The sequence below is a fragment of the Streptomyces sp. NPDC031474 genome, from assembly GCF_055581185.1.
Map to the genome: position 1 here is coordinate 24,920 of NZ_JBVIJX010000009.1, position 16,091 is coordinate 41,010.

At 70.4% G+C, this 16,091-nt stretch carries 11 protein-coding genes and 1 pseudogene; 4 read left to right on the plus strand and 8 right to left on the minus strand.

All coding sequences use genetic code 11. The annotated features are described in order from the left end of the window. Positions 1–29 precede the first annotated feature (29 nt). Entirely contained in the window at positions 30–596 is a 567-nt protein-coding gene (locus tag ACZ5SK_RS19520) for a DJ-1/PfpI family protein (RefSeq protein ID WP_079661891.1), read from the minus strand. A gap of 555 nt (positions 597–1,151) precedes the next feature. Here ACZ5SK_RS19520 and ACZ5SK_RS19525 point away from each other — a divergent pair. Further along, positions 1,152–6,098, plus strand: a complete 4,947-nt coding sequence (locus ACZ5SK_RS19525) for an NAD-glutamate dehydrogenase (RefSeq protein ID WP_334579467.1) — start codon at positions 1,152–1,154, stop codon at positions 6,096–6,098. 106 nt (positions 6,099–6,204) lie between these two features. Here the strand turns inward: ACZ5SK_RS19525 and ACZ5SK_RS19530 are convergent, their stop codons facing one another. After that, positions 6,205–7,044 carry an ABC transporter ATP-binding protein gene (locus ACZ5SK_RS19530; RefSeq protein ID WP_468157208.1) on the minus strand — a complete coding sequence of 280 codons (840 nt, stop codon included), beginning with the start codon at positions 7,042–7,044 and terminating at the stop codon, positions 6,205–6,207. Between the two features lies 1 nt (position 7,045). Further along, entirely contained in the window at positions 7,046–7,963 is a 918-nt protein-coding gene (locus ACZ5SK_RS19535) for an ABC transporter permease (RefSeq protein ID WP_334579468.1), read from the minus strand. 172 nt (positions 7,964–8,135) lie between these two features. Here ACZ5SK_RS19535 and ACZ5SK_RS19540 point away from each other — a divergent pair, with 172 nt between their 5' ends. Both ACZ5SK_RS19540 and ACZ5SK_RS19545 read left to right on the plus strand, forming a co-directional pair. Then, positions 8,136–8,783, plus strand: a complete 648-nt coding sequence (locus ACZ5SK_RS19540) for a TetR/AcrR family transcriptional regulator (RefSeq protein WP_334579470.1) — start codon at positions 8,136–8,138, stop codon at positions 8,781–8,783. Positions 8,784–9,002: 219 nt separating this feature from the next. Then, positions 9,003–9,647 carry a response regulator transcription factor gene (locus ACZ5SK_RS19545; protein WP_334579471.1) on the plus strand — a complete coding sequence of 215 codons (645 nt, stop codon included), beginning with the start codon at positions 9,003–9,005 and terminating at the stop codon, positions 9,645–9,647. Here ACZ5SK_RS19545 and ACZ5SK_RS19550 read toward each other — a convergent pair. After that, positions 9,644–10,618, minus strand: a pseudogene (locus ACZ5SK_RS19550) (ADP-ribosylglycohydrolase family protein). The gene ACZ5SK_RS19545 and the pseudogene ACZ5SK_RS19550 sit on opposite strands and share 4 nt — an antisense overlap. Before the next feature lie 9 nt (positions 10,619–10,627). Then, the gene (locus ACZ5SK_RS19555; RefSeq protein ID WP_334579474.1) at positions 10,628–11,155 is read right to left on the minus strand and encodes a MarR family winged helix-turn-helix transcriptional regulator; all 528 of its coding nucleotides are present in this window, start codon (positions 11,153–11,155) and stop codon (positions 10,628–10,630) included. A gap of 119 nt (positions 11,156–11,274) precedes the next feature. Here ACZ5SK_RS19555 and ACZ5SK_RS19560 point away from each other — a divergent pair, with 119 nt between their 5' ends. After that, a complete protein-coding gene (locus tag ACZ5SK_RS19560; protein ID WP_334579475.1) occupies positions 11,275–11,688 on the plus strand; it encodes an organic hydroperoxide resistance protein in 414 nt (137 codons plus the stop codon). Between the two features lie 65 nt (positions 11,689–11,753). On the opposite strand, the gene ACZ5SK_RS19565 is transcribed toward ACZ5SK_RS19560, so the two are convergent. The 3 genes from ACZ5SK_RS19565 to ACZ5SK_RS19575 all read right to left on the minus strand — a co-directional run bounded on the left by ACZ5SK_RS19565 (position 11,754) and on the right by ACZ5SK_RS19575 (position 16,085). Continuing rightward, positions 11,754–12,497, minus strand: a complete 744-nt coding sequence (locus tag ACZ5SK_RS19565) for a hypothetical protein (protein WP_468576338.1) — start codon at positions 12,495–12,497, stop codon at positions 11,754–11,756. A 217-nt stretch (positions 12,498–12,714) separates the two neighbouring features. Further along, positions 12,715–15,087 carry a bifunctional glycosyltransferase/CDP-glycerol:glycerophosphate glycerophosphotransferase gene (locus ACZ5SK_RS19570; protein ID WP_468157183.1) on the minus strand — a complete coding sequence of 791 codons (2,373 nt, stop codon included), beginning with the start codon at positions 15,085–15,087 and terminating at the stop codon, positions 12,715–12,717. A 170-nt stretch (positions 15,088–15,257) separates the two neighbouring features. Next, positions 15,258–16,085, minus strand: a complete 828-nt coding sequence (locus ACZ5SK_RS19575) for a carbohydrate ABC transporter permease (protein ID WP_099937252.1) — start codon at positions 16,083–16,085, stop codon at positions 15,258–15,260. Positions 16,086–16,091: the final 6 nt, after the last annotated feature.

A 16,091-nucleotide genomic window follows, 5' to 3' on the forward strand; every position in this document is an offset into this window, starting at 1 on the left:
CGGCGTCCTGTGGGCGCCGCACCTGGGGGTCAGGTCACCGGTGCCTTTGCGCGGAGCACCGTCAGGAATTCGCGCATCCAGGCCGAGTGGTCCGGCCAGGCACGGGAGGAGACCAGGGTGCCGTCGACCACTGCCTCGGCGTCCTGGAAGACGGCGCCGGCGGACTGCATGTCGATCTCCAGCGCCGGGTACGCCGTGACGCGGCGGCCGCGGAGGGCGTCGGCGGCCGCGGTGATCAGGGGGCCGTGGCAGATCTGGGCGACAGGTTTGTCGGCGTCGAAGAACGACTTGAGGATCTTGCGGAGTTCGGGGTCGTTGCGGAGGTACTCGGGGGCGCGGCCGCCGGGGATGACGACGGCGACGTACTGGCCGGGATCGACCTCGGAGAAGGCGAGGTCGGCGGGCCAGGTGTAGCCGGGCTTCTCGGTGTAGGTGTCGAAGCCGGGTTCGAAGTCGTGGACGACGAACTGGAGCTTCTTGCGGGTGGGGGCGGCGATGTGGACCTCGTAGCCTTCCTCGAGCAGGCGCTGGTAGGGGTAGAGGACTTCCAGGGATTCCGCTGCGTCGCCGGTGACGATGAGGATCTTCGCGGTCATGGTGGGCGGTTCCTCTCGGGCGGGCGGTGTCATGGGCAAGGTGCCTCTTGGGGGTGGGCTTGCCAAGAGGGGGTGCGTTCGGGCGTTTCTTCCCAGCCGCCTCTTTCATGGTGTTCCGTGTTCCGGTGCTGTGCAGAACGTCAAACTTGTGGTCGTTGTTTTGTACACATACGGCTCATGACGGGGGCCCTGTGAGGAGCGATAGCCTTGGTGGCGTGATCAGCGCGATAGCTCGCGGGGGTGTGGTCTCCCCTGCCCTGCGCCCGGTGTGTGCGGACCATCTCCGCGACCGGGCGGTGGACGCTGGTCGGCGCGGGCGGGACGGGGCCGCATGGGACCCCTGGACGCCGTACACACCCTGGGAGCAGGCGCCGCAGAGAGCAGCGTCACATGCCGGGGACGTGTCGAACATGGCCGATATCCCCCCGCTCATCTCGCCTTGCGGCATAGCGTCGGAGCAGCCCGGAGACCTCGGGTCGTGGCGTCGAGCCGCAGGGGAAGAAACCGTACTTCCTTCTACGTCACGCAACGGCGCGCGACAGGAGTCAGAGGACAATGCAGACCAAGCTGGACGAAGCCAAGGCCGAGCTGCTCGAGAGGGCGGCGCGGGTCGCTGAGAACAGCCCGGTCGGGGGGCACCTACCGACTGGGACGACGAGCGAGGGCACTCCGGGGACCCCGGACCACGCGACCCTCCTCGCGTTCCTCCAGCGGTACTACCTGCACACCGCCCCGGAGGACCTCAGCGACCGTGACCCGGTCGACGTCTTCGGAGCCGCACTCTCGCACTACCGGCTGGCCGAGAGCCGGCCGCAGGGGACGGCCAACGTAAGGGTCCACACCCCTACGGTCGAGGAGAACGGGTGGACGTGCAGTCACTCCGTGGTGGAGGTCGTCACCGACGACATGCCGTTCCTCGTCGACTCCGTCACCAATGAGCTGAGCCGGCAGGGACGGGGGATCCACCTCGTCATCCATCCGCAGATCGCGGTGCGGCGGGATGTGACCGGCAGGCTCATCGAGGTGCTCGGCGCGCCGCCCGCCGCCGGGGACCTTCCGCACGACGCGCACGTCGAGTCCTGGATCCACGTCGAGATCGACCGGGAGACCGACCGCGCCGACCTGAAGCAGATCACCGCCGATCTGCTGCGGGTCCTGTCCGACGTCCGGGAGGCCGTCGAGGACTGGGAGAAGATGCGGGACACCGCGCTGCGGGTCGCCGACGAGCTCCCCAAGGAGCCCGTTCCCGGCGACATGGCGCGGCCCGACGTCGACGAGGCCCGTGAGCTGCTGCGCTGGCTGGCCGCCGACCACTTCACCTTCCTCGGCTTCCGGGAGTACCAGCTGCGCGAGGACGACACCCTCGCCGCCGTGCCGGGCACCGGTCTCGGCATCCTGCGCTCCGACCCGCACCACTCCGGCGACGAGAGCCACCCGGTCAGCCCCTCCTTCGAGCGGCTGTCCGCCGACGCACGCGCCAAGGCGCGCGAGCACAAGCTGCTGGTGCTGACCAAGGCGAACAGCCGGGCCACCGTGCACCGGCCCTCCTACCTCGACTACGTCGGCGTCAAGAAGTTCGACGCGGACGGCAACGTCGTCGGTGAGCGGCGCTTCCTCGGGCTGTTCTCCTCCGCCGCCTACACCGAGTCCGTGGCCCGGGTGCCGGTCGTGCGGCGCAAGGTCGGGGCCGTGCTGAAGGGCGCCGGGTTCTCGCCCAACAGCCACGACGGGCGCGACCTGGTCCAGATCATGGAGACCTACCCGCGCGACGAGCTGTTCCAGACGCCGGTGGACGAGCTGCGGTCCATCGTCACCAGCGTGCTGTATCTGCAGGAGCGGCGGCGGCTGCGGCTCTACCTGCGGCAGGACGAGTACGGGCGCTACTACTCCGCGCTGGTCTACCTGCCCCGCGACCGCTACACCACCGGCGTGCGGCTGCGGATCATCGACATCCTCAAGGACGAGCTGGGCGGGACGAGCGTCGACTTCACCGCCTGGAACACCGAGTCGATCCTGTCCCGGCTGCACTTCGTCGTCCGGGTCCCGCAGGGCACCGAGCTGCCCGAGCTGTCCGACGCCGACAAGGACCGCATCGAGGCGCGGCTGGTGGAGGCGGCGCGGTCCTGGACCGACGCGTTCGGCGAGGCGATGAACGCCGAGTGCGGGGAGGAGCGGGCCGCGGAGCTGCTGCGGCGCTACAACAACGCCTTCCCCGAGGGCTACAAGGCCGACCACACGCCGCGCGCCGCGGTCGCCGACCTGGTCCATCTGGAACAGCTCACCGAGGAGCGGGACTTCTCGCTCAGCCTGTACGAGCCGGTGGGCGCCGGGCCGGACGAGCGCCGCTTCAAGATCTACCGCAAGGGTGAGGCGATCTCCCTGTCGGCGGTGCTGCCGGTGCTCAGCCGGCTCGGCGTCGAGGTGATCGACGAGCGGCCGTACGAGCTGCGCTGCACGGACCGCAGCAATGCCTGGATCTACGACTTCGGTCTGCGCATCCCCAAGTCGCTGGCCGGTCCCGGCGGTGACTTCCTCGGCGACGACGGCCGCGAGCGGTTCCAGGAGGCGTTCTCGGCGACCTGGACCGGCAAGGCGGAGAACGACGGGTTCAACGCGCTGGTGCTGGGCGCCGGGCTGAACTGGCGGCAGGCGATGGTGCTGCGCGCGTACGCCAAGTACCTGCGTCAGGCCGGGTCCACGTTCAGCCAGGACTACATGGAGGACACCCTCCGCACCAATGTCCACACCACCCGGCTGCTGGTGTCGTTGTTCGAGGCGCGGATGTCGCCCGACCGGCAGCGCGCCGGGCTCGAGATCGTCGACGCCCTGCTGGAGGAGCTGGACGCCGCGCTCGACCAGGTGGCCTCGCTCGACGAGGACCGCATCCTGCGGTCCTTCCTCACCGTCATCAAGGCGACGCTGCGCACGAACTTCTTCCAGGAGCGCGCGGGCGGCCGTCCGCACGACTACGTGTCGATGAAGTTCGACCCGCAGGCCATCCCGGACCTGCCCGCGCCGCGGCCCGCGTTCGAGATCTGGGTGTACTCGCCGCAGGTCGAGGGCGTGCACCTGCGGTTCGGGAAGGTCGCGCGCGGCGGCTTGCGCTGGTCGGACCGGCGGGAGGACTTCCGCACCGAGGTCCTCGGCCTGGTCAAGGCGCAGATGGTGAAGAACACCGTCATCGTGCCGGTCGGCGCCAAGGGCGGCTTCGTCGCCAAGCAGCTGCCCGACCCGGGCGTGGACCGTGACGCGTGGCTCGCCGAGGGCATCGCCAGCTACAAGACGTTCATCTCGGCGCTGCTCGACATCACCGACAACATGGTCGCCGGGGAGGTCGTGCCGCCGGCCGACGTCGTCCGGCACGACGAGGACGACACCTACCTGGTGGTCGCCGCCGACAAGGGCACGGCGACGTTCTCCGACATCGCCAACGAGGTCGCCGAGTCGTACAACTTCTGGCTCGGGGACGCCTTCGCCTCCGGCGGCTCGGCCGGTTACGACCACAAGGGCATGGGCATCACCGCCCGCGGCGCCTGGGAGTCCGTGAAGCGGCACTTCCGGGAGCTGGGCGTGAACACGCAGGCCGAGGACTTCACGGTCGTCGGCATCGGCGACATGTCCGGCGACGTGTTCGGCAACGGCATGCTGCTGTCCGAGCACATCCGTCTGGTCGCCGCGTTCGACCACCGGCACATCTTCATCGACCCGAACCCTGACGCGGCGACCTCCTACGCCGAGCGCCGCCGCCTGTTCGAGCTGCCCCGCTCCAGCTGGGCCGACTACGACACCGGCCTGCTGTCGGCCGGCGGCGGTGTCTTCCCGCGGACGGCGAAGGCGATCCCGGTGAACGGGCACATCCGGGAGGCCCTCGGCATCGAGGCGGGCGTCACCAAGCTGACCCCGGCCGACCTGATGAAGGCGATCCTGCGGGCCCCGGTGGACCTGCTGTGGAACGGCGGCATCGGCACGTACGTGAAGTCCTCCGCGGAGTCGAACGCGGACGTCGGCGACAAGGCCAACGACCCGATCCGGGTGGACGGCGCCGACCTGCGCGTCAAGGTCGTCGGCGAGGGCGGCAACCTGGGTCTGACCCAGCTCGGCCGGATCGAGTTCGCGCGCAGCGGCGGCAGGATCAACACCGACGCCATCGACAACAGCGCGGGCGTGGACACCTCCGACCACGAGGTGAACATCAAGATCCTGCTCAACGGCCTGGTCGCCGAGGGCGACATGACCGTCAAGCAGCGCAACAAGCTGCTCGCGGAGATGACCGACGAGGTCGGCGCTCTCGTCCTGCGCAACAACTACGCGCAGAACACGGCGATCGCCAACGCCCTGGCCCAGTCCAAGGACATGCTCCACGCCCAGCAGCGCTTCATGCGCCACCTGGTCAGGGAGAAGCACCTGGACCGGGCGCTGGAGTTCCTGCCCACGGACCGGCAGATCCGCGAGCGCCTCGGCGCCGGGCAGGGGCTGACCAGCCCGGAGACGGCCGTCCTGCTGGCGTACACGAAGATCACGGTGTCGGACGAGCTGCTGCACACCTCGCTGCCCGAGGACCCCTACCTGCGGACGCTGCTGCACGCGTACTTCCCGACGGCGCTGCGCGAGCGGTTCCCCGAGGGCATCGACAGCCACCCGCTGCGCCGCGAGATCACCACGACCGTCCTGGTCAACGACACGGTCAACACGGGCGGTACGACGTATCTGCACCGGCTGCGCGAGGAGACCGGCGCGTCGCTGGAGGAGATCGTGCGGGCCCAGACCGCGGCCCGGGCGATCTTCTGCTCGGCGCCGGTGTGGGACGCGGTGGAGGCCCTCGACAACCAGGTCGAGGCGGCCGTGCAGACACGGATCCGGCTGCACTCGCGGCGGCTCGTCGAGCGCGGCACGCGCTGGCTGCTGAACAACCGGCCGCAGCCGCTCCAGCTCGCCGAGACCGTCGACTTCTTCGCCGAGCGCGTCGAGCAGGTGTGGGCGCAGCTGACGAAGCTGCTGCGCGGCGCGGACCTGGAGTGGTGGCAGAAGATCTACGACGAGCTGACCGACGCGGGCGTCCCGGACGAGCTGGCCACCCGGGTGGCCGGGTTCTCGTCGGCGTTCCCGGCGCTGGACATCGTCTCGGTGGCCGACCGCATGGGCAAGGACCCGCTGGACGTCGCCGAGGTCTCCTACGACCTCGCCGACCGCCTGCGCATCACCCAGCTCATGGACCGCATCATCGAGCTGCCGCGCGCCGACCGTTGGCAGTCCATGGCCCGTGCCTCCATCCGCGAGGACCTGTACGCGGCCCATGCGGCGCTGACCGCGGACGTCCTGGCCGTCGGCAACGGCGCCTCGACGCCCGAGCAGCGGTTCAAGGCGTGGGAGGAGAAGAACGCGGCGATCCTGGGCCGGGCGCGCACCACGCTGGAGGAGATCCAGAGCTCGGAGACGTTCGACCTGGCCAACCTGTCGGTGGCCATGCGGACGATGCGCACCCTGCTGCGGACGCACTCGTAGGCGATACGCACACGGATGAGAGAAGGGCGCTCCCCCAAGCCATCGGGGGAGCGCCCTTCTCGTGTGCCGACCGTGCCGAGCGTGCCGACCGCCTCGACCGTACGGGCTACTTCTTCTTGCCCGAGGTGAACTCCTCGTAGGCGGCCAGGACCTCTTCCGTGGGGCCGTCCATGCGCAGTTCGCCGCGCTCGAGCCACAGCACGCGGTCGCAGGTGGTGCGGATCGCGGCGTTGCTGTGGCTGACCAGGAAGACGGTGCCGGCGTGCTGGCGCATCTCCTGGATGCGGGCTGCCGAACGCGCCTGGAACCGGGCGTCACCGGTCGACAGCGCCTCGTCGATGAGCAGCACGTCGTGGTCCTTGGCGGCGGCGATGGAGAAGCGCAGCCGGGAGCCCATGCCGGAGGAGTAGGTGCGCATGGGCAGGGAGATGAAGTCGCCCTTCTCATTGATGCCGGAGAAGTCGACGATCTCCTGGTAGCGCTCCTTGATCTGCTCCGGCGTCATGCCCATGGCCAGGCCGCCGAGGTAGACGTTGCGCTCGCCGGTCAGGTCGCCCATCAGGGCCGCGTTGACGCCGAGGAGGGAGGGCTGGCCGTCGGTGTAGATCTTGCCGTTCTCCACCGGCTGCAGGCCCGCGATGCCCTTGAGCAGGGTCGACTTGCCGGAGCCGTTGGTGCCGATCAGGCCGACCGCCTCGCCCTTGTAGGCGACGAAGGAGACCTTCTTGACGGCGTGCACGATACGCATGCCCGAAGCCTTCTCGGCCTGCTTGGGGCGCATGATGCGGTTGAGGGCGGCGGTGGCGCTGCCCCGGCCGCTGCCGGTGCCGTTGATCCGGTAGACGATGTCGACGTTGTCCGCGATGACGGTGGGGGCCCGCTCGTCGACGGGCGCGGCGGGTGCGTCGGATGCGGTGCGCGCTGCGTTGCCTGCGTTGTCTGCGATGTCAGCCACGGCCGTACGTCTCCTCAGCCTTCCAGAAGTAGATGAAGCCACAGACGCCGGCGAGCACCGCCCAGCCGGTCGCGATCAGCCACACGTGGGGCGGCAGCTGGCTGGCGTGGAAGCTGTCGATCAGCGCGAAGCGCATCAGGTCGATGTAGACGGCGGCGGGGTTGGCCCGCAGCAGGTCGGCGACCCAGTGGGGCATGCCGTGGTGCTTTGCGATCAGGTTGTCGATGCTCCACATGACGCCCGAGATGTACATCCAGGTGCGCAGGACGAACGGCATCAGCTGGGCGATGTCGGGTGTCTTCGCGCCGGCCCGGGCCATGATCATCGAGACGCCCGCGTTGAAGATGAACTGGAGCGTCAGCGCCGGGATGACGAGGACCCAGGACAGGGCCGGCGGCACGCCCACCGCGAACAGGATGATCACCAGGGCGGCCATCGAGAACAGCAGCTGCTGGAGCTGCTGCAGACAGAACGAGAGCGGCAGCGCGGCCCGGGGGAAGTGCAGGGCCCGTACCAGGCCGATGCTGGCGGAGATGGCGCGGGTGCCCGTCATGATCGAGCTCTGGGTGAACGTGAACACGAACACGCCGGTGACCAGGAACGGGATGAAGTCAGCCACGTTCTTCTTGGTCTCCAGCAGGACACCGAAGATGAAGTAGTACACCGCCGCGTTCAGCAGCGGGGTCATCACCTGCCAGACCTGGCCCAGCTTCGCCTGGCTGTACTGGGCGGTGAGCTTGGCGGTGGCGAACGCGGTGATGAAGTGGCGGCGCGCCCAGAGCTGGCGGATGTACTCCGGCAGGGGAGGGCGGGCGCCGCTGACCGCCAGGCCATACCGCTCGGCCAGGGCTGCGAGCTCGCCGGGACCGTAGGCCGGTGTCTGGGGCGGTGTGTGGAGGACCTGACTCACATCCGCTGCTTTCACTCGGGGGAGGGGGGTTGCGGGCGCCGTTTCCTTAAGTCGTCCGACGTTTTCTTACGTTTCTCTTCACGTTTTCTTACGTCAGGACGGGACCGTATCGTCGCAACGTGAGAGTAGGCCGAGTTGACGTCGGAACGCAACCGTATCGTCGTAACGCCCTATGCTGGTCGCCATGACGACGAACGCGACGAACGCCGAAGGACCCCAGGTGCGCCCGCGCCGCCGGGCGCCCGCGGGTGCGGCCGTGCTCCGCGAGGAGGTGACGGAGGCCATCCGGGCCGCCGTCTTCGAGGAGCTCGCGACCGTCGGCTACGCCCGGATGTCGATCGAGGGCATCGCCCGCCGCGCCGGAGTGGGCAAGACCGCGGTGTACCGCCGCTGGCGCTCCAAGCTGCACCTGGTCCTCGACATCGTCTCGGTCATCGCCGTGCAGGGCCTGCCGGCGCCGGAGACCGGCAGCCTGGAGGGCGACCTGCGCATGCTCTACGAGGTGACCTCGCGGGCGCTGCGCCACCCCGTGGCCTCGCAGATCATCCCGGACCTCCAGGCCGAGGCGGCCCGCAATCCCGACATCGCCGAGGCCATGCAGAAGGCGCTGAAGGAGGGGCAGGACGGGGTCGCCCTGAAGATCGTCGCGGCGGCGGAGCAGCGCGGGGAGATCCGCGCGGGGTTCAACGAGGAGCTGGCGCTCGATCTGATCTCGGGTCCGCTTTACTGGCGTTCGGTGGTGATCCGCAGCCCGAAGCTGCCCAAGGGGTACCTGGGCGCGCTGGCTCGGGCGACCGCCGAGGCGATCAAGGCGCTGTAAGCGATCGAGGCGCCGCAGGAGTGTCGGGACGCCGTAGGTGAGCAAGTCGCGGTAGGCGTGTCGGGACGCTGTAGGTGGGCAAGGCGCGGTGGGTGATCGAGGCGCTCTAGGCGGGTTGAGGCGCTGTAGGCGTGTTGAGGCGCTGTAGGCGGTCGAGGTGCTGACGGCGGTCGAGGCGGGTGATCGAGACGCGGTAGGCGCTTTAGGAGTCGAGGTGGCATGAGAGTCGTGATTGCCGAGGACAACGCCCTGCTCAGGGAGGGTTTGCTCCTGCTGCTGACGTCCGCCGGGCATGAGGTGGCAGCCGTCGCCGGCTCCGGCCCCGAGGTGCTGCCGGCGTTGCTGGAACACCGTCCGGACGTGGCGGTGCTCGACGTGCGGATGCCGCCGGGCTTCCGCGACGAGGGGCTGCGGGCCGCCCTGGAGGCCCGCGAGAAGATCCCCGGCCTGCCGGTGCTGGTGCTCTCGCAGTACGTCGAGGAGTCCTATGCCGCCGAGCTGCTGGGCGGGGGCGCGAGCGGGGTCGGCTATCTGCTGAAGGACCGCGTGGGCCGGGTGGACGAGTTCCTGGACGCGCTGGAACGGGTCGCCGCCGGCGGTACGGCCCTGGACCCCGAGGTAGTCACCGAGCTGATGACGCGCCGCCGCGACTCGCCCCTGGACTCGCTCACGCCCCGCGAGCGCGAAGTGCTGAAGCTCATGGCCGAGGGCCGCGACAACACGACGATCGCCGCCACCCTGGTCATCACCGAGCGATCCGTCAGCAAACACATCGGAAACGTGTTCCAGAAACTGGGCCTCCCGGCAGGCGACACCGGCCACCGCCGGGTCCTGGCGGTACTGACCTACCTGAACAACGCCTAGTAGGACAGCCCCTGGCCCGCCGGAACCCCGGCCAGCCGGCGCGCCAGGACGGTGAGTTCCGGCAGGCGCAGGACGCGGCCGCCAGAGCCCGGCAGGGGGACGTGCAGGGCGTCCGTCCATGGTTGCGGGACGCCGCCGATGCCGTACACGGCCCCGGCGAGGCCGCCCGTCACAGCGGCGACGGTGTCCGTGTCGCCGCCGAGGTCCACGGCGGCGCGCACGGCGTCCTCGAAGGCGGATGTGGTGCGCAGCGCCCAGACGGCGGAGCCGAGGCAGGGTCATACCGCGCCGTTGAACTCGGTGGCCAGGTCGGGGTGCCAGTCCGGGGCGAGGACGACTCCGTACCGCTCACGGTGGTCGGGGTGGACCTCGGCGAGGGTCTCGGGGAGCGCGGTCAGCGGGTCGGCGCCCGTGAGGGCGACCCGCACCAGCTCGTGGAAGACGGCCGTGCCCTCCCAGGCCGCGCGGTCCCCGTGGGTGAGCGCGGCGAGCCGGCGGGCCGCGTCCATCGTGGCTTTACGACCCTGGGGCGCGAAGTACACGGCGGAGGTCGACGCCCGCATCAGCGAGCCGTTGCCGGCCGCCCGCCCGCTGGTCTGGAAGTGCAGGGCGGCTGCGGTGTCCCAGGGATCGCCGCTGCTCAGGACCGCCTCGGTCTGCAGGCCGATGTCCTTGGGGTCGGCGGCGGCCCAGCGCCGGAAACGGTGGAAGACATCGGCCGGCTCCAGCCCGCCGCGCTCCAGCAGGGACTCCCCGACGAGGACGGCCATCTGCGTGTCGTCGGTCGCCTCCCCCGGATCCCAGCCGCCGCCCCCGCACATCTCGCCACTGTGCGCGGCGGAGCCGCCCTGTCCGGTCGGCGGGAAGCGTTCGGAGAACGCGCCCTGCGGTCCGAACTCGAAGGGCGCGCCCAGCGCGTCCCCCACGGCGGAGCCGACGACACAGCCGACAGCGTGCAGCGAGTCAGTCATCCAGGCAGCCTACGGCGACGCCGAGATGACCTGTGTCTCTTCCGTCTCCTGGGCGGTCGCCGCGTCCAGTGCCACGGTGAGCTGGTCCAGGCGCTCGCGCAGGGCGCCGATCTCGGAGAGTTCGAGGCTGGTGGCGCCGAGGATCCTGCGGGGCACCTCCAGGGCCTGCTCGCGCAGGGCCGCGCCCTCCTCGGTGAGCCGCACCTCCACCGAGCGCTCGTCGCGGGCGCTGCGCTCACGTCGTACCAGACCGGCCGTCTCCAGCCGCTTGAGCAGCGGGGAGAGCGTGCCGGAGTCCAGGCGCAGGTGTTCGCCCAGCTTCTTGACGGGCAGCGGGCCCTCCTCCCACAGGACCAGCATCACCAGGTACTGCGGATAGGTCAGCCCGAGATCCTTGAGGATCACGCGGTACACGCCGTTGAAGGCGCGCGACGCCGCGTGCAGGGAGAAGCAGATCTGACGGTCCAGGCGGAGCCAGTTCTCCGTGGCGTTCTCCTGGCCGACGGCGGGCAGTGGGGTGGGGACGCGGGTGGTCATGTGCCCAGGATAGCCCTTACCCGCAATTTAGTTGTGCCCAATTGAATTGTGTGCTCTACTTATCTCCGTCGGGCGGCCGGACCGGGCCGCCGGAACAAGATCTGAGAGGGATGTTTTCCATGGACGCGCTCTACACCGCTGTCGCCACCGCCACCCACGGCCGCGATGGTCGCGCCGTCTCCAACGACGGAAAGATCGACCTCAAGCTGGCCCCGCCGGTGGAGCTGGGCGGCAACGGCGAGGGCACGAACCCGGAGCAGCTGTTCGCCGCCGGTTACGCCGCCTGCTTCGGCAGCGCCCTCGGTCTCGTCGGTCGCCAGGCGAAGGTCGACGTCAGCGACGCCGCGGTGACCGCCGAGGTCGGCATAGGCAAGCAGGGCGAGGGCTTCGGCCTCAAGGTCACCCTCCGCGTCGAGCTGCCGGACACCGTGGACGAGGCGACCGGCCGCAAGCTGGTGGAGACCGCCCACCAGGTCTGCCCCTACTCCAACGCCACCCGCGGCAACATCGAGGTCGACCTCGTCGTCGAGTAGTCCAGGCACTCCGGTAGTTCAGGCCTCTCAGGCGGGACGTCAGCGGCGGGCGGCGGGACATGCGGTCAGTGTCCCGCCGCCCGCCGCACCCGCCACGCCCGCAGCCACAGCGCGGGCACACAGATCAGCACCAGCCAGAAGTGTCCGGGCACCCCTTGCGGCAGCCGCTCGGGCAGCGGATCCGCACCCGCGAACCCGGCCCTCAGGGCGAACGCGTCCAGGTAGGGCATGCAGTACGCCGCCGTCGACGGCACCGCGGCCGTGAGCGCCCACCGGCTCAGCACGGCCGCCCGCCGCTCGCGTTCCCACCCGGCGACGAGCGCCACCGCCCCGACCGCCGCCGCGACGAACGTCATCGGGTGCACCAGCAGGATCAGCGCGTACAGCGCGCCGACCCACGCGTACCCCCACAGGCTCGGCAGGCCGCTCGGACCGACGAACCGGACCGGGCAGCGCACCGCCCCCGCGCGCGTCCCCGTCCATGCCCAGGCCCAGCAGGTCAGCCCGACGGCCAAGGTCGACGGATGACCGAGGCCGCCGCCGCCACCGTCCGGCCAGGACCCGTCGCCGCCCCACAGCAACGCCGGGCCGAACAGGCCCAGGCCCAGGAGCGCGGCCCGGCGACGATCCGTCAGCACGCGCGTGAAACGGCCGATCCCCGTCAGCAGCACCAGCAGGTTGAACGGTCCGGCCACCGCCGCGCGGCCCAGCGGGTCCCGCCAGCACGCGAGCGACATCGCCAGCCAGACCAGGGTGCCGAAGAACTGGTACGGCGTCGCAGGCCGGAAGACGCGGGCAGTGGGGCGCATTCCTCGCGTCTTCCCCTTCCCGGCCTCCTGCTCCCGGCGGCTAGGCCGCACGGCGGATCCTGACGCCTTCCCGAGGCCTTTCCGACGCCTTCCCGCCGTGCCCCCGGTGCCCGCCGCGCCCCGCGCGCAGGTCACCTGTGCTCCGGAAGCACCGCCGTCATCACCATCGTCTCCGCCACGCCAGGCGCCGGAGGCGGACACGAAGGGCGAACGGCGTTCAGCGGCCGTCGGCGACGGGGCCGATGACAGGGCCGGTGACAGGGCCGGTGGCGGAGGGCTGCGGCACGGGGGCCAGCGGGGTGCGCGCCGAAGGCACTGACGTCGCCGGCTGTGCCGCCGCCTGCGCCGCCGACTGGGCCGCCGAAGGCACCGGGCGGCGTTCGGCGAGCGGCACCACCGCGGGCAGCTCCGATTCGCCCAGCACGATCCGCCGGACGACCCGCTCGGCGGCGCGGCCGTCGTCGTGGGCGCAGAACCGCTCGCGGAACGCGGCCCGCAGCTGGGCCGAGCGCGAGCCGCGCCAGTGGCCGGTCGAGAAGATGTCGATCAGCTCGTCCTCGCTGCGCGCGACCGCGCCCGGGGCGAAGGCACGCAGGTCGAAGTAGGTGCCGCGGGCCGCCTCGTACGCCTCCCAGTCATCGGCGTGGATCACGATCGGGCGGTCCAGGTTGGCGTAGTCGAACATCAGGGACGAGTAGTCGGTGATCAGGGCGTCCGAGGCCAGACAGAGGGCCTCCACGCTCGGATGGCCGGTGACGTCGACGACGCCGGCCACCCGCCGGGCCACAGGGGCCTCCTGCCGGTAGTGCGCGCGGGACAGCACCATGAAACGCGGGCCCAGACGGCGCAGCACGCGTTCCAGATCGAGGTGGGAGCCCTGGACGCGGCGGTAGTCGCGGTGGGTCGGCGCGTACAGGACGGCGACCGTGTCGCGCGGGATGCCGAGGGACTCGCGCAGCCGGGCCACGTCCGCCGCCGTCGCCTTCTGGTAGACGTCGTTGCGGGGATAGCCGTACTCCAGGGTCTCGTAGCGTCCCGGGTAGACGCGCTCCCAGGTGAGGCTGGTGTGGCGGTTGGCGGACAGCACGTAGTCCCACTTGTCGACGCCCCTCAGCAGTTCCTCGAAGTCCATGTCGCGGGCCGCCGCAGGGCGTTCCCGCAGGTCGAGGCCCATGTGCTTGAGGGGCGTGCCGTGCTGGGTCTGCACGAAGACCTGGCCGGGCCGCTTGACCAGCCGCCGGTCGAAGTTGACGTTGTTGACGAGGTACTTGGAGCGGGCCAGCGCCGTCCAGTAGGCGGCCGTGCCGGGGCGCACCTGACGCGGACCCGGCGGGACGGCCCCCTGATGCTCGGGCCGGGCGATCCACGCCGTGCGCACCTGCGGCGCGAACGTGCGGAACGCCTCCTCCAACGCGCCCGGGTTGCAGCCGTGCCCGCGCCCCCAGTACGCGGCGAACACGGCCCGGTCGGCGCGCAAGGGCAGCCGCAGCTGGACCCGGTAGTGGGCCTGCAGAACAGCCGCCCGCAGGGCGCGGGCCAGCTTCGAGGCCGCCTTGTGCGTACGCCGGCGCACGCACATCGACACCTGCAACAGCCGGTAGGTGCGGTGTACGCCGAAGCGGACCAGGGTGTGGCGCAGCCGTGAGCGGTGGGGGTGCCCCCACTCGAGCGGAGCCGAGAGCGGGGGAGGGACCGAGGCGCCCGGGACGCGGTAACGGCGGTAGTGGGCGCGCGCCCTGCGCAGGAACTCGGCGCGCGAGCCGCGCGGGAGCCGGTCGCGCCTGGTGAAGACCGTCGACAGGTGGTCGACCATGCGGTGGAACAACACCGGCCGCCACTCGGCGAGTTCGGGCCGCCGCTCGACGAACGCGAAGACCCGGTCGTACTGCTCGAAGACGTCGAAGTGCCCCCGGCTCGTGGTGGACGGGATGGTGGACGGGATGGTGCCCCGGCGGCGCCGGCGGTAGTGCACGCAGACCCGGTCCAGCGTCGCCAGGGTCCGTGCCGCCAGCAGCGCCGGGTACGTCCACGGAGTGTCCTCGTAGGAGCCGGGCGGAAACGTGAGTTCCTCGCGTTCGACGAACTCCCGCCGGTAGGCCTTGTTCCAGGCCACCGCCAGCACCCTCAGCAGCCCCGGGCGGTCCGCCAGCCGGAACGGCGCCGGGCCCTCCTCGGTGAGCTGGTCGGCGAACCGGTTGCGGACGGTCTCGCCCGTCCAGTACGTGCTCGCGTAGTCGTAGACCAGGACGTCCGGCTCGCCCGTCTCCTTCAGCCGGTCGGCGATGGTGCGCAGGGCGTCCGGGGTGAGTGTGTCGTCGGCGTCGAGGAACAGCAGGTAGTCGCCGCTCGCCTGCGCCAGCCCCGCGTTGCGGGCCTGCCCAAGACCCACGTTCCGCGGCAGGTGCACGGCGCGCACGCGCGTGTCGCGGGCCGCGAACTCGTCGATGATCTCACCGCAGGCGTCCGGCGAACGGTCGTCGACGGCGATCAGTTCGAGATCGGCGTACGACTGGGACAGCACCGATTCGAGGCACTCGTGCAGATACGCCTGAACCTTGTACGCGGGGACGATGACACTGAACCTGGGCAAGGCACATCCATGGGTCGGCGCGGGCGGCGGGCAGGGCCTTGCCCGGGAACGGCCAATGGGGTGAATCGGTTACGGTCCGTGCGGCATACGGGGGATTGTGCGTGAGGGGATGATGGGTGAACGCAGAAGGGCGGGCCGATGACTCGACCCGCCCTCCCCGGCTTTCCGGGTTACTTGACCGCGCCCGCCATCACGCCGGACACGAACTGCCGCTGGAACGCGAAGAACACGGCCAGCGGGATCACCATCGAGATGAACGCGCCGGGCGCGAGCACATCGATGTTGTTGCCGAACTGCCTCACCTGCGTCTGCAGGGCGACCGTGATCGGCTGGCTGTCGGCGTTGGTGAACACCAGCGCCACCAGCATGTCGTTCCACACCCACAGGAACTGGAAGATGCCCAGGGACGCGATCGCCGGCCCGCCCAGCGGCATCACGACCCGCGCGAACAGCCGCAGTTCACCGGCGCCGTCCAGGCGGGCCGCCTCCAGCAGTTCACGGGGGATCTCCGCGAAGAAGTTCCGCAGCAGGAACACCGCGAAGGGCAGCCCGAACCCGACGTGGAACAGGATCACGCCCAGAATGTTCCCGAACAGGCCGATCTTGCCGAACAGTTCGGCGATCGGGATCAGCGCCACCTGCACGGGCACCACCAACAGCCCCACGACGCCCAGGAACCACCAGTCCCGGCCCGGGAACTCCATCCACGCGAACGCGTAGCCCGCGAGCGAGCCGATGACGACGACCAGGACCGTCGCCGGCACCGTGATCAGCACGGTGTTGACGAGCGAGTTGGTGATGTCGCTGTTCTCCAGGAGCTTCTGATAGCTGTCGAAGGTGAGCTGGGAGGGCTGGGAGAACACCTTCCACCAGCCGCTGGCGCTCATGTCCTCGGGAGCGCGCAGCGAGGAGATCAGCAGCCCGATGGTCGGCACCAGCCAGAACAGTCCGACGACGATGAGGAAGACGCGGACCAGCCCGCCGTTCAGCTTCTCCATGACCCA